The sequence below is a fragment of the Klebsiella sp. F11 genome (genome assembly GCF_056712265.1).
Genome location: NZ_CM160060.1, coordinates 2,898,063 through 2,917,206, shown reverse-complemented (window position 1 = coordinate 2,917,206; position 19,144 = coordinate 2,898,063). Strand labels below are relative to the sequence as shown.

The following is a 19,144-nucleotide window of genomic DNA, read 5'->3' as shown; positions in this document are numbered from 1 at the left end:
GCTTGTTTGCCGTACGCGCCGATCGCCTGAACGGTACGCCGTCGCGTAAATCGTAACGCCGACGCGCCCCGGGGACGACCCCGGGGAAGAACGCTATTTTGCCGCGGGACGACCCGCCCTGATGTGAGTCCCGTTTATGTTCAATACCCTACTTATTGCCAACCGCGGCGCCATCGCCTGCCGAATTCTGCGCACCCTGCGCGCTATGCGGGTTAAAGGCGTTGCCGTCTATTCCGATGCCGATCTCAGCAGCCTGCATATTCGCGAGGCCGATGAAGCGATAAGCCTCGGCGACGGCCCGGCGGCGCAAACCTATCTGGTGGTGGAGAAAATCATCGCCGCCGCGCGGCAAAGCGGCGCCGAGGCGATTCACCCCGGCTACGGCTTCTTATCGGAAAACGCCGCCTTCGCCGAAGCCTGCGAAGCCGCCGGGCTGGTATTCATCGGCCCGACGCCGCAGCAGCTGCGGACCTTTGGCCTTAAACATACCGCCAGGGCGCTGGCTAAAGCGCAGGGGCTGCCGCTGCTGGAAGGCACCGGGCTGCTGGCCGATAGCGCCGAGGCGTGTCGCGCCGCGCAGGAGATTGGCTATCCGGTGATGCTGAAAAGCACCGCCGGCGGCGGCGGGATCGGCATGCGGGTGTGTCACGATGCCGACGAGCTGGCGGAGGCCTTTGAGACCGTCCGCCGCCTCGGGCAGAACAACTTTAGCGATGCCGGCGTGTTCGTCGAAAAATATATTTCCCGTGCCCGTCACCTCGAAGTGCAGATCTTTGGCGACGGGCAGGGGGAGGTTATCGCCCTCGGCGTGCGCGACTGTTCGATTCAGCGGCGTAACCAGAAGGTTATCGAAGAGACGCCGGCCCCCAATCTGCCTGAGGGGGTGGCGCAGGCGCTGTGCGAGGCGGCGATCGCCCTGGGCAAAGCGGTCAGCTACCGCAGCGCCGGAACGGTGGAGTTTGTTTACGACAGCCTGGCGCAGCGCTTCTATTTTCTTGAGGTTAATACCCGCCTGCAGGTTGAGCACGGGGTAACCGAGCAGGTGTGGGGCGTCGATCTGGTGCGCTGGATGATCTCCCTGGCGGCGGGGGATTTACCGCCGCTCTCCAGGCTGATGGCGGAGCTGCAGCCGCGCGGCCACGCGATTCAGGCGCGGATCTACGCCGAAGATCCCGGCCGTCAATTCCAGCCGTCGCCGGGGCTGCTCAGCGAAGCGATCTTCCCGCCGGCGGATGGGGTAAACCTGCGGATTGACCGCTGGGTGGAGGCCGGCTGTGACGTGCCGCCGTTCTTCGACCCGATGCTGGCAAAAACCATCGCCTGGCAGCCAGATCGCGATCGGGCCATTGCCCACCTCGGCGAAGCCCTGGCGGCAACCCGGCTGTACGGCGTGGAAACCAATCGTCTCTATCTGCAGCAAATACTGGCTTTCTCCCCCTTCGCCGACGGCGAACCCTGGACCCGCTGCCTTGAGCAGCTGGATTATCAGGCGGCAACCGTCGAAGTCCTGAGCGCCGGGACCCAGACCAGCGTACAGGACTATCCGGGGCGCCTCGGATACTGGGCGGTGGGGGTACCGCCTTCGGGGCCGATGGACGACCGGGCGCTGCGCCTGGGTAACCGGCTGCTTGGGAACCCGGAGGGCGAGGCGGCGCTGGAAATCACCCTCAGCGGGCCGACGCTGAAGTTTAACTGCCTTGCCCAGGCCGCGATATGCGGTGCAGCGGTGGCGGTAACCCTCGACGGCGTGGCTCAGCCGATGAACCGCGTCTTCACCATTCCCGCCGGCGCGACGCTGAAAATAGGACCGGTCAGCGGCGCGGGCGTGCGCAGCTATCTTTGCCTGCGCGGCGGTATTCAGGTGCCGGACTATTTAGGCAGCAAAAGCACCTTTACCCTTGGACAGTTTGGCGGCCACGCCGGACGCGCGCTGCGCGGCGGCGACGTTCTGCATCTGGCCTCCTGCAGCGCGGCGGACAACGCCGGCGCCGCGCTGCCCGTCGCCCTGCAGACCTCGCTGGACGCGGTGCGTACGCTACGGGTCATCTATGGCCCCCACGGCGCGCCGGAATTCTTTGCCGCAGAGTATATCGCCACCTTTTTTGCCACCGACTGGGAAGTGCATTTCAACTCCAGCCGTACCGGCGTGCGGCTGATTGGCCCGCAGCCGCTGTGGGCACGCGACAGCGGCGGAGAGGCGGGGCTGCATCCGTCGAATATTCACGATAATCCCTATGCTATCGGCGCGGTCGACTTTACCGGCGATATGCCGGTGATCCTCGGCCCGGACGGCCCGAGCCTCGGCGGATTTGTCTGCCCGGTCACGGTGATTGAGGCCGACCTGTGGCAGCTCGGCCAGCTGAAAGCCGGAGATAAAGTGCGCTTTGTGGCGGTCGATCTCGCCACCGCCCGTCGCCTGGCGCAGGGGCGCCGCGAGGAGCTGGCAACCCTTGAGCCCGCGACTATCGCCTGGCAGCCTGCGCCGCTGGCGTCGCCGGTGGTGATGTCCTGCGGGGAAGCCGATAAGCGCCTGGTGGCGCGGCTCTCCGGCGATACCCATCTGCTGCTGGAGGCCGGAGAGGCGGAGCTGGATCTGGTGCTGCGCTTTCGTATCCACGCGCTGATGCAGGCGCTGGAGGGCCAGGCCCGGGTTGGTGTGATTGACCTGACGCCGGGGATCCGCTCCTTACAGGTTCACTTTCAGCCGGAAACCCTGACCCTCGAGGCGCTGCTGGCATGGGTGCGCGCGGAATGGGCGACGGTGTGCGTCAGCGATGACCTTGAGGTTCCCACGCGGGTGGTGCACCTGCCGCTGTCGTGGGACGATCCGGCCTGCCGCAAGGCGATCGATAAATATATGACCACCGTGCGCCGCGACGCGCCCTGGTGCCCCAGCAATCTTGAATTCATCCGGCGGATTAACGATCTGCCTGACGAGCGGGCGGTATGGGACACGGTGTTTGACGCCAGCTACCTGGTGATGGGGCTGGGGGATGTCTATCTTGGCGCGCCGGTGGCCACGCCGCTCGACCCGCGGCACCGGCTGGTGACCACCAAATACAACCCGGCGCGCACCTGGACTGCGGAGAACTCGGTCGGGATTGGCGGCGCCTACCTGTGCGTGTACGGCATGGAAGGCCCCGGCGGCTATCAGTTTGTCGGCCGTACGCTGCAAATGTGGAATCGCTATCACGAGGTGGCCGATTTTGCCGGCAAGCCGTGGCTGCTGCGCTTCTTCGACCAGCTGCGTTTCTATCCGGTCTCTGCCGAAGAGCTGCTGCAGATCCGCCGTGATTTTCCGCTTGGCCGCTATCCGCTGCGCATTGAGCACAGCACCCTGCGGCTGGCGGAGTATCAGCAGTTCCTTGCCCGCGAGGCCACGAGCATTGACGCTTTCCGCCAGCACCAGCAGCGGGCGTTTAATGAGGAGCGCGATCGCTGGATAGCCAGCGGCCAGGCGCATTTCGAAAGCCAGGAGACGGCGGCTGAAGAGGGCGAAGACGCGCCGCTGCTTAGCGGGCAGCAGGGGGTAGAAAGCCCAATTTCCGGCAACCTGTGGCAGGTGCAAACCGCGCCGGGCAGCCGGGTGCGCGCCGGAGACGTTCTGCTGGTGCTGGAGTCGATGAAAATGGAGATCCCGCTGCTGGCACCCTGCGACGGGGTGATCGCCGAGGTTAGCGTTCAGCCTGGCGCCTCGGTTCGCGCCGGGCAGCGGGTAGCGGTCATTATTGAGGAAAACGTATGAATCAGCACAATTTTGATTTACGCCTGAGCACCCTGGCGACAGGCTACCGCAACGGCCAGCTGACGCCCCGGACGTTGATGGCGGAACTGCGCCAGCGGGCCAGCGCGCTGAATCCAGAGTATCAGCTGTTTATTCATATCCTGACGGCAGAGGAGCAGGAGCCCTGGCTGGCAGTGCTGGACGGCGTGGCGCCGGAGAGCCTGCCGCTGTACGGCGTGCCGTTTGCGATTAAGGATAATATCGATCTCGCCGGGATCGTCACTACCGCCGCCTGTCCGGCGTTCGCCTATAGCGCTGAACGGGACGCGACGATTGTGGCCCGGCTGATTGCGCTGGGCGCGGTTCCGGTGGGTAAAACCAACCTCGATCAGTTTGCTACCGGCCTCAACGGCACGCGATCGCCGTACGGACGCTGTCGTAACGCCGTGCACCCGGAGTATCCGGCGGGCGGCTCGAGCGCCGGTTCGGCGCTGGCGGTGGCGCTCGGCGTCGCCTGCTTTGCGCTCGGTACGGATACCGCCGGCAGCGGACGGGTTCCGGCATCGTTAAATAACCTGGTGGGGCTGAAGGCCAGCAAAGGGCTGATTTCGACCGCCGGGGTGGTGCCGGCCTGCCGGACGCTCGATTGCGTGACCTTTTTTACCGCCACCGCCGCCGAGTCCAGCCGGCTGCTGGCGCTGACCGCCGCCGTCGATCCGCGCGATGCCTACAGCCGACGCAATCCGCAGTGGAACGCGGAGCAGGCCTTCGGCGCGCCGGCGCCGGGATTTCGTTTCGGCGTTCCGCAGACGCTTAATTTCCTCGGCTGCGCGCAGAGTGAGGCGCTGTTTTTACAGGCCAAAGCGCGGCTGCTGGCCCTCGGCGGCGTGGCGGTGAGCCTCGATATGACGCCGTTTCTCGCCGCCGCCAGCCTGCTGTACGACGGCCCTTGGGTGGCGGAACGCTACGCGGTGGCGGGGCCGCTGATTGAACGGCAGCCGGAGGCGGTTCTGCCGGTGATTCGCAACGTGCTGGCGAAGGCGCCGCAAACTGACGCGGTCGCCGCGTTTAAGGCCATGTATCAGCTGCAGGCCTATAAAGCGCAGTGCGACGCGCTGCTCGATGGAGTGGATTGCGTCCTGACGCCGACCTATCCGCGCCCGGTCACGCTTGCCGAGCTGGAAGCGGAGCCGGTGAAGCGCAACGCCGACCTCGGTTACTACACCAACTTTATGAATTTACTCGATTATGCGGCCGTCAGCGTGCCGGCAGGATTCTTGCCGAACGGCGTGCCTTCCGGCGTTACGCTATTTGGCCGGGCGTTTACCGACCAGTATCTTCTCGGACTGGCCGATGCCTTCCAGCGGGCGCAGCCGCTGCCGCTGGCCGGCGGGGCGCAGGTAGCGCCTGAGCCGCCCGCGGCCGTAGCCAGCCACGATCGCCAGGCGCTGGTGGTGTGCGGCGCGCATCTCGACGGGCTGGCGCTGAACGGGCAGCTGCGGGCCCGGGGCGGACGCCTGCTGGCGGCGACGGAGAGCGCGGCCAGCTATCGGCTGTACGCGCTGGCCGATGGCAAACGTCCGGGGATGGTACGGGATGAAAACGGCGGGGCGGCCATTGCGGTGGAGGTGTGGGAGCTGCCCTCCGCCGAGCTGGGATCGCTGCTGGCCGCGATTCCGGCGCCGCTGGGGTTAGGCAAGGTGGAGCTGGCGGACGGGCGCTGGCTCAGCGGCTTTATCTGCGAGGCGTACGGCCTGCAGGGCGCGACCGATATTACGGCCTACGGCGGATGGCGGGCCTGGCTGGCGCGTTAGGTGACGGTGTCACATATCCTGAAAAAATAGCGTCAGTCCGCTCCGGGCTGGCGCTGCTCACATGCTGAAACATTTCTGCCAATTCATTAGCAACCTTTCTGTAGGGCTACCGCGTCGATAGGGCTATCCTTCCCCGCTTTTAATTTTTGGCTTCTTATTGAAACTCAGGTGAATTACCGCCAATGACTCTATTGAGAGATGAAATTCGCGATCACTCAGCGGAAAAGATGCTGTTTATTCGCCGGGCCGTGGTGGCTTTTATCCTGGTGGTGACCTGCTTTAGCATTCTGATCGTTAACCTCTATCGGCTGCAGGTTAAACAGCACGATTTCTATCAGACGCGCTCGAATCAGAACGATATCAAAATGCTGCCCATCGCGCCGAGCCGCGGGCTGATATTCGACCGCAACGGTATCCCGCTGGTACAGAACATCACCCTCTATCGCCTGCAGGTGATCCCCAGCAAAATCGCCGATATGAAGGCGCTGCTGCAGCAGCTGACGCCGATCGTTGATCTGACTCCCGATGATATCGCCGGCTTCCGCGACGATATGCTGCACAACAGCCGCTACAAAGAAGTGACGTTGAAATCCGCTCTGAGCGATGTCGAAGTGGCGCGCTTTGCGGTGAACGAATTCCATTTCCCCGGCGTCACCGTGGAGAGCTACCAGCAGCGCGATTACCCTTACGGCGCCGAGCTGGCGCACGTTGTCGGCTACGTCTCGAAAATTAACGATAGCGACCTGCAGCGGCTGGCCAAAAATGGCGAAGCGGAGAACTACGCCGCCGACCACAATATCGGCAAGCAGGGGATTGAAGGCTATTACGAACGGGAGCTGCACGGAACCACCGGCTACCAGGAGGTGGAGGTGGACAACCACGGGCGGGTGGTGCGGCTGCTGAAAGAGGTGCCGCCGGTCGCCGGCAAAAATATCTATCTGACGCTCGATCTGCACCTGCAGCAGTATATTGAATCGGTGCTCAAGGGGCAGCGCGCGGCGGTGGTGGCGGTCGATCCGCGCGACGGCGGGGTGCTGGCGATGGTTTCCAGCCCGAGCTACGATCCCAATCCCTTTGTGAAAGGCATCGGCTATCAGGCCTACCGCTCGCTGCTCGATAACGCCGACCGGCCGCTGATCAACCGCGTCACCCAGGGGCTGTACCCGCCGGCGTCAACGGTTAAACCCTATATGGCGCTGTCGGCGCTCTCGGCCGGGGTGATTACGCCGACCACCACCTTCTTCGGCGCGCCGACCTGGACGCTGCCGGGGACCCAGCGCCGCTACCGCGACTGGCTGAAAACCGGCCACGGCATGCTCAACGTCACTAAGGCCATTGAAGAGTCGGCGGATACCTTCTTCTACCAGGTGGCGTTTGAGATGGGCATCGACCGGATTCACAGCTGGCTGAGCAAGTTTGGCTACGGCCAGCCGACGGGCATCGACCTCAACGAAGAGTATTCCGGGGTGTTGCCGAGCCGCGAATGGAAGCAGCGGGTTCATAAGAAGCCGTGGTATCAAGGGGATACCATCTCGGTCGGCATCGGCCAGGGCTACTGGATCGCCACCCCGATTCAGATGGTGAAAGCGCTGACGACGCTGATCAACAACGGCAAGGTGAAGAATCCGCACCTGCTTTACTCCATGAAGCGCGGCAATAAGGTTGAGCTCTATCAGCCGCCGCAAAACGCGGCGCAGGTGGGCGATCCGAAATCGTCGTACTGGGGGATTGTGCGTAACGGGATGTACGGTATGGCCAACCAGCCAAACGGCACCGGCTACAAGCTGTTCCACACCGCGCCGTATCAGATTGCCGCGAAGTCCGGGACCTCGCAGGTCTTCAGCCTGAAGGAAAACCAGACCTACAATGCGAAAATGATCCCGGTCAGGCTGCGCGACCATATTTTCTATACCCTGTTTGCCCCGTATCAGCATCCGCGGGTGGCGATGGCGCTGATCCTGGAGAACGGCGGCGGCGACGGAGTGGTGGCAGGACCTACGGCGCGCGCGATTCTCGACCATATCTTCGATCCGGCCAACGCGCCGGCGGCGGCAGAGGGCGGCGCAGAGGCTAACGTCCCGCAGGTCGATAGCGCCGACGCGCAGTAGCCATTTGCCACGTTTATTCCCGCATGGCGCGGCTCATAGATATTGGTTATTTGCCGAAAGCGCCGGCTTTCTCCATAGTGGGAGTCTGAATATGCATTGGGGAATAGGGTGATGGCATTGAGAAACAGGCTGCTGATCGTGCAGACCGGCACGCCGCCGCAGGAGATTGTCGCCGATCATGGCGACCTGCCGCGCTGGTTCGCCGATCTGCTGGCGCCGTGGCGTGCGCAGATGAAAGCGGTGCGCGTATTTGCCGGCGAGGCGCTGCCGGCGCCGGATAACGATACGGTGGCGGTGATCACCGGTTCCTGGGATATGGTGACGGATCGCCTGGCGTGGAGCGAGCTGACCGCAGAGTGGATCCGCGCCGCGATGGCCATCGAGATGCCGCTGTTTGGCGTCTGCTACGGCCATCAGCTGATGGCCCACGCGCTGGGCGGCGAGGTGGATTACCATCCGGCAGGGCGTGAAACCGGCAGCAAAACCATTTCGCTCTCGGCCGTCGGCCTTCGCGATAGCCTGGTTGCCGACCATCCCGCGCCCTTTAGCGCCCATCTGACGCACCTGCAAACGGTGACCAGGCTGCCGCAGGGGGCGGTGGTGCTGGCCTCATCCGAGCACGATCCGCATCAGATTGTCCGCTATGGCCCCCACGCGCTGTCGACCCAGTTCCATCCTGAAATCACCCCGGAGATTGCCCGCTCGCTGATCTACTACCGCCAGGCGGTGCTGCGCGCCGAGGGCATAGATCCGGATACGCTAAGCCGCGCGGTGGAGGAGAGCCCCGTAGCCTCGGCGATTTTGACCCGCTTTGTCGCGAACTATCTGACCCCGCACCCCGGGGCGGCTTAACCCTGCGGCGCTTTCTCCTGTAGCCAGGCCGCGGTTTCGCGAAGAATTTCGTCCGATAGCGCCGAGTCGCTGGTCATTCGCGCCAGAATTACCGCCCCGACCATCGCCGACCAGGCGCCAACTGCCGCGCGGCGCCTCGCCGCTTCATCCTCCCCGGGAATGGTCCGGCTGAGGTTGGCTATCTGCTGCCTGAGCCCGGCGCTCATTTCACTCCGCGCCGGCTCCGGTTGGCGGATAGTGTCCGCCGCCAGGGCCGCCAGCGGGCAGCCGCCGGCACAATTATCCCGGTGTTCGGGGGAGAGGTAGCGTTCGATTTGCGGCGCGCTGCCGTTTTCAACGGCGCCGCTCGCGGTCTGCAGCTCCGCCAGGGTCCGGGCGATCAGCTCATCCTTCGATTTAAAGTAGCCGTAAAATCCGCCGTGGGTGAGGCCCGCCGATTGCATAATCTCGGTGACCGTTACCGCATCAAAACCCCGTTCACGAAACAGACGGCCCGCAGCGGCAAGGATTGTCTGCTTATTCTCTTCGACCTGCTTTCTGCTCACTCTCATGGCGTCATCCCGCGCTGAAATTATTTATGATGACCATCATATAACAATATTTACATCATACCCAGCCTGTGACAGTATTCATGACGACCATCATGTATAAATTCTGGAGAGCAAAAATGAGCAGCAAATCAGCGGTACTGGTAACCGGCGCATCGACCGGGATTGGCGCAGTCTACGCCGAACGCTTTGCCCAACGCGGCCACGATCTGGTTCTCGTTGCGCGAAATACCGAGCGCCTTACCGCGCTGGCCCAGCGTCTGCGTAGCGAGGCGGGGGTGCAGGTCGACATTTTAACCGCCGATCTGACTAACGATAACGACGTTGCCGCCGTCGAGCAGCGCCTGCGGGAAGATACGCGCATCGGCGTGCTGATTAACAATGCCGGTACCGCCATTCCCGGCGATTTTATCAACCAGAACGGGGAAGAGATCTCCCGGCTGATTGCCCTCAACGTAACGGCGGTGACCCGCCTGGCTCATGCTATCGCTCCCCGGCTGGCGGCCGAGGGCGAAGGGGCTATTGTCAACATTGCCTCGGTTGTCGGACTGGCTCCGGAAATGGGTCTGACGGTGTATGGCGCAACCAAAGCCTTCGTGCTGTTTCTTTCGCAGTCGCTCGACGTGGAGCTGGCCGCGAAAGGGGTCTACATCCAGGCGGTGCTGCCGGCGGCGACCCGCACCGAGATTTGGCGCAATAGCGGCAAAGACGTGGATGCCATTCCCGGCCTGATGGAGGTGGATAAGCTGGTGGACGCGGCGCTGGTTGGTTTCGATCGCCGGGAGCGGGTCACCATTCCGCCGCTGCATGACGAAGCGCAATGGAACGCCATGAATGCGGCGCGCCAGGCGATGCTGCCCGGCTTCGCGCAGTCGGAACCGGCACCGCGCTATCGCGCTTAACGTCTTTGATGAAGAACGTTAGTGACATTGTCACTTAATCGTCAGCCCGCTCAGCGCCTCGGCCATCAGCTGTCCGAGCTTCGCGCAGGCGGCGTTCTGTGACTGAAGCGGAGCCTCTTCCAGGGCGATGGCCAGGGCGCCGGGGGATGGCAGCATCGCGCCTGCGGTCTGCAGGTTCGCCGGCATGCCGATACGGGTTCTGACCGTCAGCCCGAGCCCGGCCTGCACCGCCGCCCAGACGCCGCTCAGGCTATGGCTCACAAACATCACCTGCCACGCAATGGCGGCCGCATCGAGCGCGGCGATAGCCCTGGAGCGCATCAGGCACGGGCTTTCAAACATCACCAGCGGCAGCGGCTCTCCGGCGGCCAGCAGGGCGGCGACGTCGAGGTCCGGATGACAAATCCACTCCAGCTGACACTGGCCCAACGTTGGGCCGCTATCGTCGGTTTGCCAGAGCAACGCCATATCCAGCGCGCGTTCAGCCAGCGCCTGACGCAGCGGGAGATTGCGGTCCACTCTGGCGACGATCCGCAGCTGCGGGTGATGACGCTTAAACTGGCCGAGGATCCCCGGCATCAGGGATTCGCCAAAATCCTCCTGCATCCCAATGCGAACCTCACCGGTAAGCCGTTCGCCTTTGAGGGCGCGCAGGGTCTCATCGTTGAGCTCCAGCATGCGCCGGGCATAGCCCATCAGCTTTTCGCCCTCGGCGGTGAGCGCCAGGTGACGGCCCTGCTTAACCACCAGCCCGGCGCCGCACTGCATCTCCAGCTTCTTAAGCTGAGCGCTGACCGCGGAGGTTGAGCGCGCAAGGCGTACCGCCGCGCGGGCAAAGCTGCCGCATTCGATCCCGGTGACAAAGGTGCGTAGCGCATCGAGATCCAGCGCTGGAGTGAGCTTTTCCATAATCATCCTCTTATTCAGGATGATGGCTCCTGAATTATTCGATTTTCAGGAAGGTACTGTGGCATCACACTGGCCTCAACGTCAACATGACCCTTCGGAGCGACCATGATCGTGATGCAATATCGTTTTACGCTACCCGCCGACTACGACATGGCGATTATTGAGCGCCGCATTCGCCACGGCGGTGCGAAGCTGGACGGCTTTCCCGGCCTGCTATTTAAAACCTATCTCTACTCCCGCCGCGATGACCGCGCTGCGCCGGGCGCGGAGAACAGCTACGCGCCGCTGTACGTCTGGCAAAACGCCGGGGCGATGGCGAGCTTTCTGCAGAGTCCCGGTTTTGCCCGCCTGAGCGAGGATTTTGGCTGGCCGCGCATTGAAAGCTGGCTGACTCTGCGGGTCCCGGAGGTCCCGGAGGTCGCGGAGGTGCTGAATAACTCCTGGCTGAACGTCGAAAAGCGCGCCGTCGCCCCGTTCAGCGATCTGGCGAACCTCGACCTGCAGGGGGCGCTCTGCGCGTGGGATCCGAGCCGCTGGCAGCTGCTGGAGGTCAGCTTTGGCGATGCGCCGTCGGGGAGCGGAGAGAGCTATCGCATCGGCTACGTTGCGCGGGGAGAGGCGTAAAAAAAGCCGATAGGGTGAGCTATCGGCTTTCGGGAGGAGGCGGGGCGGCAAGGGCCGCTATCCCGGATCGGGCGCAGGCGCCGCAGTCCGGGAGCTCAGCTTACTTTGCCAGCACTTCCTGGGCGGTGCGTTCAACCAGATTCAACAGCACCTTGACGTCATCGAGGGTGACGATCGGGTTAAGCAGCGTCAGCTTCAGGCAGGTCACGCCGTTGTGCTCGGTTACGCCGACGTTGGCGCGACCGTATTCCAGCAGCGCGTCGCCGATGCGCTGGTTGAGCAGGGCGATAGCCGCATCGTCGCTGCCCGCCGTCTGCTGCGGGCGCGAACGGAACAGCACGCTCGCCAGCTGCGGCTCCATCACCAGCTCCAGCGTCGGCTGGCTTGCGACGTATTCAGCGACATTTTTTGCCATCGTCACGCCGTGATCGATGATCTCCGCGTACTGCTTCTGTCCCAGCGCTTCCAGGCCCATCCACAGCTTCAGCGCGTCGAAGCGGCGGGTAGTCTGCAGCGATTTGGAGACCAGGTTCGGTACGCCGTTTTCTTCATCGAACTCGGAGTTCAGATAGGCCGCCTGATAGCGCATCAGCTCGTAGTGGCGCGCATCTTTTAGCAGGAACGCGCCGCAGCTGATGGTCTGGAAGAACTGTTTGTGGAAGTCCAGGGTGATGGAGTCCACGCACTCAATGCCGTCCAGGTAATCGCGGTAGCGCTCGGAAAGCAGCAGCGCGCCGCCCCAGGCCGCATCGACGTGCAGCCAGATCTGATGCTCTGCCGCAATGCCGGCAATCGCCCGCAGCGGGTCGATAGCCCCCGCGTCGGTGGTGCCCGCAGTTGCCACGATCGCCATGATCTGCTCGCCGTTAGCCTGCGCTTCGGCAATTTTCGCCTTCAGGTCTTCGACGTCCATGCGCGCAAAGCGGTCGGTTTTGACCAGGGTGACCGAACGGTAGCCGAGGCCCATCAGCGCCATGTTCTTCTGTACCGAGAAGTGGGCGTTTTCAGAACAGAACACTTTGTACTTGCGGATATCGCCCGGCAGACCATCCTGCTGAATCGAGTGCCCCTGGCGGGCGAAGAAAGCATCGCGCGCCAGCATCAGGCCCATCAGGTTACTCTGGGTGCCGCCGCTGGTGAAAACGCCGGCGTCGCCTGCCCGGTAGCCGACCCGGGCGCGCAGCCATTCGATCAGCTTCATCTCAATGATGGTCGCCGACGGGCTCTGGTCCCAGGAGTCCATACTCTGGTTGGTGGCGTTAATCAGCACTTCCGCCGCCTGGCTTACCACCAGGCTCGGGCAGTGGAGATGCGCCACGCACTGCGGGTGATGCACCGACAGGCTGTCTTTCAGGAAGTACTCGATCGCACGCTCAATCGCCGCCTGGTTGCCCAGACCCTGTTCGGTGAACTCAAGGGTAATGCGCTCGCGCAGCTCGGCGACGCTTTTGCCTTGATACATCTCAGGCTGCTGCAGCCACTGGGCGACGGCCTGGCTGGTCTGAGCGATAACCTGCTGGTACGCCTCAATGCTCTGCGGCGAACCGGCAAGGATCGGATTCAATTGGGACATGGCGGTCACTTACTCCACTCAGACCGGTTTTACGCCGGCGGCCAGCAGGGCCTGTTCAAATTTATCGAAGAAAATTTCCAGTTCCGCATCGCTGATCAGCAGAGACGGCAGCAGGCGCAGGACGCAGCCGTTACGGCCGCCGCGCTCAAGGATCAGGCCCGCTTCGAAGCATTTTTTCTGCAGCAGGGCAGACAACGCGCCGTCGGCCGGGTAGCAGCCCATATGGTCCTGAGCTTCGTTCGGCTTCACGATTTCGATGCCGATCATCAGACCGAGACCGCGAACGTGGCCGATGACCGGGTAGCGTTTCTGCATGTCGGCCAGCTTGCCTTTCAGCCACTCGCCCTGGGCCGCGACTTTACCGGCGATGTCGTTCTCTTTCAGGTGACGCAGGGTGGTCAGGCCGGTAGCCATCGCCAGCTGGTTGCCGCGGAAGGTGCCGGTATGGTGGCCAGGTTCCCAGGCGTCAAACTGCTTCTTGATACCGAGAACGGCCAGCGGCAGACCGCCGCCTACGGCTTTGGACATCACGATGATGTCCGGCTCAATGCCGGCGTGTTCAAAGGCGAACAGCTTGCCGGTACGCGCGAAGCCGGCCTGGACTTCATCGATAATCAGCAGAATGCCGTGTTCCTGGGTCACTTTACGGATGCGCTGCAGCCACTCGACCGGCGCCGGGTTCACGCCGCCTTCGCCCTGAACGGCTTCAAGGATCACCGCCGCAGGCTTACGCACGCCGCTTTCAACGTCGTTGATCAGGTTTTCGAAGTAGTAGGTCAGCGCCTTCACGCCGGCTTCGCCACCAATACCCAGCGGGCAGCGGTACTGATGCGGGTACGGCATAAACTGGACTTCCGGCATCATGCCGTTAACCGCTTCTTTCGGCGACAGGTTGCCGGTTACCGACAGCGCGCCGTGGGTCATCCCGTGGTAGCCGCCGGAGAAGCTGATCACCGAAGAGCGGCCGGTGTATTTTTTCGCCAGCTTCAGTGCCGCTTCAACGGCGTCGGCGCCGGACGGGCCGGTGAACTGCAGGCAGTACTCTTTACCTTCGCCCGGTAATAAGGAGAGCAGGTATTCGGAGAAGCGATCTTTTAACGGAGTTGTCAGATCGAGGGTATGTAACGGCAAGCCGCTGGTAATGACACTTTGGATGCTCTGCAGCACGTCAGGATGGTTATGGCCAAGCGCCAGAGTTCCCGCGCCGGCAAGGCAGTCGAGGTACTGTTTGTTATCCGCGTCGGTCAGCCATACGCCTTCCGCTTTGGTAATCGCGAGCGGCAGCTTGCGCGGGTAACTTCTGACGTTCGATTCGAATTCGGCCTGACGGGCCAAAAAGGTTTCGTTGTTTGCGTCCAATAAATCTGCACTTAAAGTATCAATACGGACTTTATCCGTCATCATATCACTCCCACAACCAGCGTTGCGGTTGAACACTGGTTGAATAATTGGTTTTAGAAAATGAATCGCCATTCATAAAGCGCGCACAATATATGGCTTTTTAAATCCGCATTCAACGTTTTATTTATTGCGCTATTTTTACGTTATTTTTACATTGTTAAATTCAATGCTAATCGATTGATTCATATCTATTATTTTAACGGTCACGAAAGCACAAAAAGTGTAATTATTAGTGTGCGATTAGGCCCCGTTTTATTACCGCTTCGCTGACGCTGCCGGCGGAAATAGTTCCGCCGGCAGTAAGGTTACTCAATGCAGTTCGATAGCGTACTGCGATAAAGGTGTGATTTTTTTAACCAACTTGTTGTTAAACAAAAACTGTTCGTAGGCTTCGTAGCGCGCCTTATCCAGCGCCGCCGGGTCGCTGGCGAACAGCGGCGTGGTTTGCAGCCACGCCTGCTTGTTGAGCTCGGTGTTCAGCTCCGGATGAGCGGCAGCGAAAGCCTGCCAGGTCTCCTGCGGGTGGGCTCGCAGCCAGGCCCCCCCTTTTTGCAGGGCAACGAGGAATTTTTTGATCTTCGCCGCGTGCGCTTCATCCCGATTGGCGACAATTACCAGCTCGTCGTAGGCCGGCACGCCGTAATCCTCCACGTTCATCACCTGCGGCTCTTTGCCCTGCAGCTTCAGCTCCAGCGCCTCAATATTGCGGTAGCCGCCGATAACCGCGTCGACCTGGCCGGCAAGCAGGGCGCTGGTCAGCTGGAAGTTAACGTTGATCAGCTTGATACTTTGCGGGTCGATATGCGCCGACTGCGCCATGGTTGCCAGCGTCGCCTGCTCGATGCCGCTCACCGAGTAGCCCACCTTTTTCCCCTTCAGGTCGGCCGGCGTTTTGATGCTTTTATCCAGCGCAATAATGGTGTTGAGCGGCGAGTTAATCAGCGTCCCGACGCGCACCAGCGGCAACCCCTCATCGGCGAAAAAATGCACCTGCGGCTGGTAGGTGATGGCCAGATCGGCCTGGCGAGCGGCCACCAGCCGCGGCGGCAGCGCCGGGTCGGATGGCGGAATGATTTTGACGTCGAGGCCCTGTTCCTTAAAGGCGCCAATCTGCTCCGCCACCATAATCGGCGCGTGATCCGGGTTGATATACCAGTCCAGCACCAGGGTGAGCTTCTCGTTGGCCAGGGCGTGCCCGCTGATAGCCGCGCTAAGGGCCATCCCGGCAAAGATACGTTTATTCATGGTCTTCCTTATTATCCGTACAGGTCATTATTCCGGCGTCCAGTCGATCAGCCGGTGCAAGAAAGCGTCGACCGCCAGCCACAGCAGGACGGTCAGCAGCACTAAAATAAACAGCGCCGCAAAGCAGATGTCGGTCTGCAGCCGGGCGTTGGCGTTGAGCATGACGTAGCCGAGCCCTTCGGCTGAGCCCACCCATTCGCCGATGATGGCGCCAATCGGCGCGACGGCGGCGGCCATCCGCAGGCCGGATCCCAGCGCCGGCAGCGCGGCCATCAGCCGCACGTGGCGCAGCTGCGCGCCGAAGGAGGCGCCCATCGTGCGGGCCAGATCGAGATAGTCGTGATTGACCCGCCGCAGGCCGTCAAAGAACGCGGAGGTGACGGGGAAGAAGATCACCAGCACCGCCATCATCACCTTGGCGCTCATTCCGAAGCCAAACCACAGCACCAGCAGAGGGGCGAGAGCGAACACCGGGATGGCCTGGCTGGTCAGCACCAGCGGCATCAGCCAGCGCTGCAGCCGCGGCGAGATAATCATGCATAGCGCCAGCACCACGCCGAGCAGGACCCCGAGCAGCAGCCCGCTGACAATTTCGCTCAGCGTTACCAGGGTATGCCAGCCGAGATACGCGCGGTTGAGCCACAGGGCGTCGGCGACCGCCGCGGGCAAAGGCAGCAGAAAGGCGGGGATCCCGCTGCGGGTCACCAGCCACCAGGCCAGCAGCAGGCCGCCAAACACCACCGCGCCGCGCAGGAGTTTGCCCTTCATCCGTCGGCCCTCATAAGCTGCTGCAGCAGCTCCGCCTGGCTGGCAAGCAGCGCGGGATCGTTCGCCGCCCGCGGCGGCAGGCCGCTCAGATGGTGCGAATCGTCGATCCCGCCCGCCGACGGAGCGAGCACCAGCAGGCGGTGGCTCAGCCGACAGGCTTCCATCGGATCGTGGGTAATCAGCACCACGGTGCGATCGGCCAGCAGCTCCGCCGCCAGGGTTTGAATGCGCGTGCGGGTGATGGTGTCGAGGGCGGAGAAGGGCTCATCCATTAAGACCACGGGGCGGTCTTCATACAGCGTGCGGGCCAGCGCCGCGCGCTGGCGCATGCCGCCGGAGAGCGCCGCCGGGCGATCGTCGGCGCACTGCTCCAGCCCGACCTGACGCAGCAGGGTTGTCACGCGCGAACGGTCAACGCGCTCCCCACGCAGGCGCGCGCCAAGGGCGACGTTATCGCGCACGCTCAGCCACGGGTAGAGCAGGTCCTTCTGCCCCATCCACGCCAGCCGTTTCGCCACGGGCAGCCCGTCGCTGGCGTACACCTGGCCGGAGGTCGGCGCCGCGAGGCCGGCGATGATGCGCAGCAGGCTGGTTTTTCCCGCGCCGCTGGCGCCCAGCAGGGAGACCCACTGCCCGCCGGGGATATCGAACGATAAATCCGCAAAAATGACCCGCGAGCCGAAGCGCAAACCCAGCTCCCGGACGTGGATGGCCGGGGGCGTCACGCCGACGCCTCCGTGACCGCATTCAGCCCCATCTGCCAGAAGTTGGCCTCCAGGCGCGTGGCGGTGGTGAAGATGGCGCTGAGCTCAGCGAATCTCGACTCGCCGCCGCGCTGCTGCCAGAGGGTTTCCAGCAGGGCGATCGCCGCGTTGACGCCGTTGAGGTAGCCTTCGTCGCCATAGTTGCGGATCCACGAGGCGTAGGGGCTATCGTTCAGGCGGGTCTGCGGATTGTGCAGCAGGCCGAGGCCAATTTCCGCGTAGCCGGCCACGCAGGGCATCAGCGCGGCCAGCAGATCCAGGGCGTCGCCGGAGTGGCCGATATCCAGCACGTAGCGCGTGTAGTTGACCGTCTCCGCCGCCTCCGGCTCGGCGGCCATGGTCGCTTCATCCAGCCCCCAGCCGGCGCAGTAGCCGACGTGCAGCGGCAGCTCGCTGAGGATGGCGTTCATCGAGGCCGCCGCGGCGCGCATCTCCGGCAGGGTGCGCAGCTTGCTGACCAGCAGGGCATAACTGCGGGCAAAGTGGATCAAAAACAGATAATCCTGCGTCAGGTAGCGGCGGAATGCGCGTTCGGGCAGGGTGGCGTCAGCCAGCTGGTGTAAAAACGGATGGGCGACGTAGTGCTGCCAGTCGCCTCCCGCCTGCTGGCGCAGACGACCGTAGATGCCTTGAGTAAATGCGGGAAGAATCACAGGACCTCCTGATTAAGGGGAGATCCGGGCGTGCAGAAGTATGAACAGGCAATGGCGGAAAACTGGCAAAATTGCCGACCCGTCCCTTCGCTGGCATGACCCAGATCAGGTTCAAAGGGTTCGGCTTACGCCATCTCAGCCCTCACGGGACACCCCTCGGTAGGGCCATGTTATACGGCATTCACTTTTTGATTACAATCCCGGCTTCGGGTCATTGCGCCGGGGGAGCGCGCGGCGTTTAGGTGACAGCGTCACTATCAGGTTGGCTAAGGAGTGGAGGGCGGATAGGTGCGGGAAATTTTTATCGCTGATTTTTGCCGGATCGGACACCGTCTGTGATTAAAAAGAAGACTATAATAGGCACTTCTACGTCATCCCTTTGAACTCTCTAACTAATTTTCTTTAATTTTGCGCCAGCAGGCGATGAATGCGCAGGCGGCTGGATGTGTGCTTGACGATGTACGGCGGGTGGAGAGCTGCATGCTATTGCGGTCAGCGGCTATCAGCTGCCGGATCGCCCCGGCCCGGTTACCGTTAGCATTGGCGTCGCCGCGCGTCAGGATGACGAAGAGATCGACCAGCTGTTCAACCGCGTCGACAAGGCGCTGTATGCGGCGAAGAAAGAGGGGCGAAATCAGGTGAAGCTGCACCTGGTGGGAAAATATTGAGGCGCGGCGCAATGCCGCCCTGACTGAGCGATCGGCGCCGTAGTAAAAGATTCACCGCATAAATATATTTAGCCGTTTTTTAAAATTCTTAGCAATATTTCTCCGGCTCATTCGTCTACCTCATCAGCAGTCACTATTCACGACAGTCATGAGGTAGCAACAAGATGAGAGATTTTGATATGCATGAAAACCGCCGTCACTACGGCTTTGGCCACCATCGGATGGGCAAACCGCTGATCGTTGGCGTGGCGATCGTCGCGATACTTGGCCTGGTGGTGATGTCGCTGTGGAACGCGCTGCTGCCGGCGATTCTCGGGGTTAAAAGCATCGGTTTCTGGCAGGCATTAGGTCTGCTGGCGCTGTCGCGGATCCTCTTCGGCGGCCTTGGCTTCCGTCCGGGCATGTTCGGTATGGGGCGCGCGCGTCGCCGCATGCACGAACGCTGGATGCAGATGAATCCCGAGCAGCGCGAAGAGTTTATGCAGCGCTTTGGCCGCCACGGCCATCGCGGACACTGCGGCTGGCACGATCGGCGTAACGAACCCGCCCGGCCGGCAGACGATGCGTCGAAAACGACACCGACCGAGTGAG

At 62.4% G+C, this 19,144-nt stretch carries 15 protein-coding genes, 1 pseudogene and 1 riboswitch; of the genes and pseudogenes, 8 read left to right on the top strand and 8 right to left on the bottom strand.

The genetic code is table 11. The features are described from left to right. Positions 1-136 precede the first annotated feature (136 nt). From uca to AC1M2H_RS14510, 4 genes are all read left to right on the top strand, one after another. The gene (uca, locus tag AC1M2H_RS14525) at positions 137-3,745 is read left to right on the top strand and encodes an urea carboxylase (RefSeq protein WP_480147850.1); all 3,609 of its coding nucleotides are present in this window, start codon (positions 137-139) and stop codon (positions 3,743-3,745) included. Further along, complete coding sequence (atzF, locus tag AC1M2H_RS14520) at positions 3,742-5,538, top strand: allophanate hydrolase (RefSeq protein WP_480147849.1); 1,797 nt, start codon at positions 3,742-3,744, stop codon at positions 5,536-5,538. The genes uca and atzF overlap by 4 nt, the downstream gene beginning before the upstream one ends. 182 nt (positions 5,539-5,720) lie before the next feature. Further along, positions 5,721-7,646 (top strand): penicillin-binding protein 2, encoded by a 1,926-nt coding sequence (mrdA, locus tag AC1M2H_RS14515; protein WP_480147848.1) that lies wholly within the window; start codon positions 5,721-5,723, stop codon positions 7,644-7,646. Positions 7,647-7,757: 111 nt separating this feature from the next. Beyond that, on the top strand, positions 7,758-8,498 hold the full coding sequence (locus AC1M2H_RS14510; protein WP_480147847.1) for a glutamine amidotransferase: 741 nt from the start codon (positions 7,758-7,760) through the stop codon (positions 8,496-8,498). Here AC1M2H_RS14510 and AC1M2H_RS14505 read toward each other — a convergent pair. Beyond that, the gene (locus tag AC1M2H_RS14505; RefSeq protein ID WP_480147846.1) at positions 8,495-9,049 is read right to left on the bottom strand and encodes a TetR/AcrR family transcriptional regulator; all 555 of its coding nucleotides are present in this window, start codon (positions 9,047-9,049) and stop codon (positions 8,495-8,497) included. The genes AC1M2H_RS14510 and AC1M2H_RS14505 overlap by 4 nt on opposite strands. 116 nt (positions 9,050-9,165) lie before the next feature. Here AC1M2H_RS14505 and AC1M2H_RS14500 point away from each other — a divergent pair, with 116 nt between their 5' ends. Beyond that, on the top strand, positions 9,166-9,948 hold the full coding sequence (locus AC1M2H_RS14500) for an SDR family NAD(P)-dependent oxidoreductase (protein WP_480147845.1): 783 nt from the start codon (positions 9,166-9,168) through the stop codon (positions 9,946-9,948). Positions 9,949-9,978: 30 nt separating this feature from the next. Here the strand turns inward: AC1M2H_RS14500 and AC1M2H_RS14495 are convergent, their stop codons facing one another. Further along, on the bottom strand, positions 9,979-10,863 hold the full coding sequence (locus AC1M2H_RS14495; RefSeq protein ID WP_480147844.1) for a LysR substrate-binding domain-containing protein: 885 nt from the start codon (positions 10,861-10,863) through the stop codon (positions 9,979-9,981). 99 nt (positions 10,864-10,962) lie between these two features. Here AC1M2H_RS14495 and AC1M2H_RS14490 point away from each other — a divergent pair, with 99 nt between their 5' ends. Further along, the gene (locus tag AC1M2H_RS14490) at positions 10,963-11,481 is read left to right on the top strand and encodes a DUF4865 family protein (RefSeq protein ID WP_480147843.1); all 519 of its coding nucleotides are present in this window, start codon (positions 10,963-10,965) and stop codon (positions 11,479-11,481) included. A gap of 100 nt (positions 11,482-11,581) precedes the next feature. Here AC1M2H_RS14490 and AC1M2H_RS14485 read toward each other — a convergent pair whose 3' ends face one another. From AC1M2H_RS14485 to AC1M2H_RS14460, 6 genes are all read right to left on the bottom strand, one after another. Then, positions 11,582-13,063 (bottom strand): pyridoxal phosphate-dependent decarboxylase family protein, encoded by a 1,482-nt coding sequence (locus AC1M2H_RS14485; RefSeq protein ID WP_480147842.1) that lies wholly within the window; start codon positions 13,061-13,063, stop codon positions 11,582-11,584. Positions 13,064-13,072: 9 nt separating this feature from the next. Next, a complete protein-coding gene (locus AC1M2H_RS14480) occupies positions 13,073-14,458 on the bottom strand; it encodes a diaminobutyrate--2-oxoglutarate transaminase (RefSeq protein WP_045855334.1) in 1,386 nt (461 codons plus the stop codon). 306 nt (positions 14,459-14,764) lie between these two features. Then, positions 14,765-15,700 carry an ABC transporter substrate-binding protein gene (locus tag AC1M2H_RS14475; protein ID WP_480147841.1) on the bottom strand — a complete coding sequence of 312 codons (936 nt, stop codon included), beginning with the start codon at positions 15,698-15,700 and terminating at the stop codon, positions 14,765-14,767. Between the two features lie 27 nt (positions 15,701-15,727). Next, a complete protein-coding gene (locus tag AC1M2H_RS14470; RefSeq protein WP_480147840.1) occupies positions 15,728-16,468 on the bottom strand; it encodes an ABC transporter permease in 741 nt (246 codons plus the stop codon). Continuing rightward, positions 16,465-17,193 carry an ABC transporter ATP-binding protein gene (locus tag AC1M2H_RS14465; protein WP_426814759.1) on the bottom strand — a complete coding sequence of 243 codons (729 nt, stop codon included), beginning with the start codon at positions 17,191-17,193 and terminating at the stop codon, positions 16,465-16,467. The genes AC1M2H_RS14470 and AC1M2H_RS14465 overlap by 4 nt, the downstream gene beginning before the upstream one ends. After that, a complete protein-coding gene (locus AC1M2H_RS14460; RefSeq protein ID WP_480147839.1) occupies positions 17,190-17,885 on the bottom strand; it encodes a TenA family protein in 696 nt (231 codons plus the stop codon). The genes AC1M2H_RS14465 and AC1M2H_RS14460 overlap by 4 nt, the downstream gene beginning before the upstream one ends. Before the next feature lie 65 nt (positions 17,886-17,950). Continuing rightward, a riboswitch (TPP riboswitch) is annotated at positions 17,951-18,052 on the bottom strand. Between the two features lie 321 nt (positions 18,053-18,373). Here AC1M2H_RS14460 and AC1M2H_RS14455 point away from each other — a divergent pair. Continuing rightward, positions 18,374-18,553, top strand: a pseudogene (locus AC1M2H_RS14455) (GGDEF domain-containing protein); the annotation flags it as partial. Positions 18,554-18,717: 164 nt separating this feature from the next. Further along, on the top strand, positions 18,718-19,143 hold the full coding sequence (locus tag AC1M2H_RS14450; RefSeq protein WP_480147838.1) for a hypothetical protein: 426 nt from the start codon (positions 18,718-18,720) through the stop codon (positions 19,141-19,143). The last annotated feature ends 1 nt before the right edge of the window (position 19,144 follow it).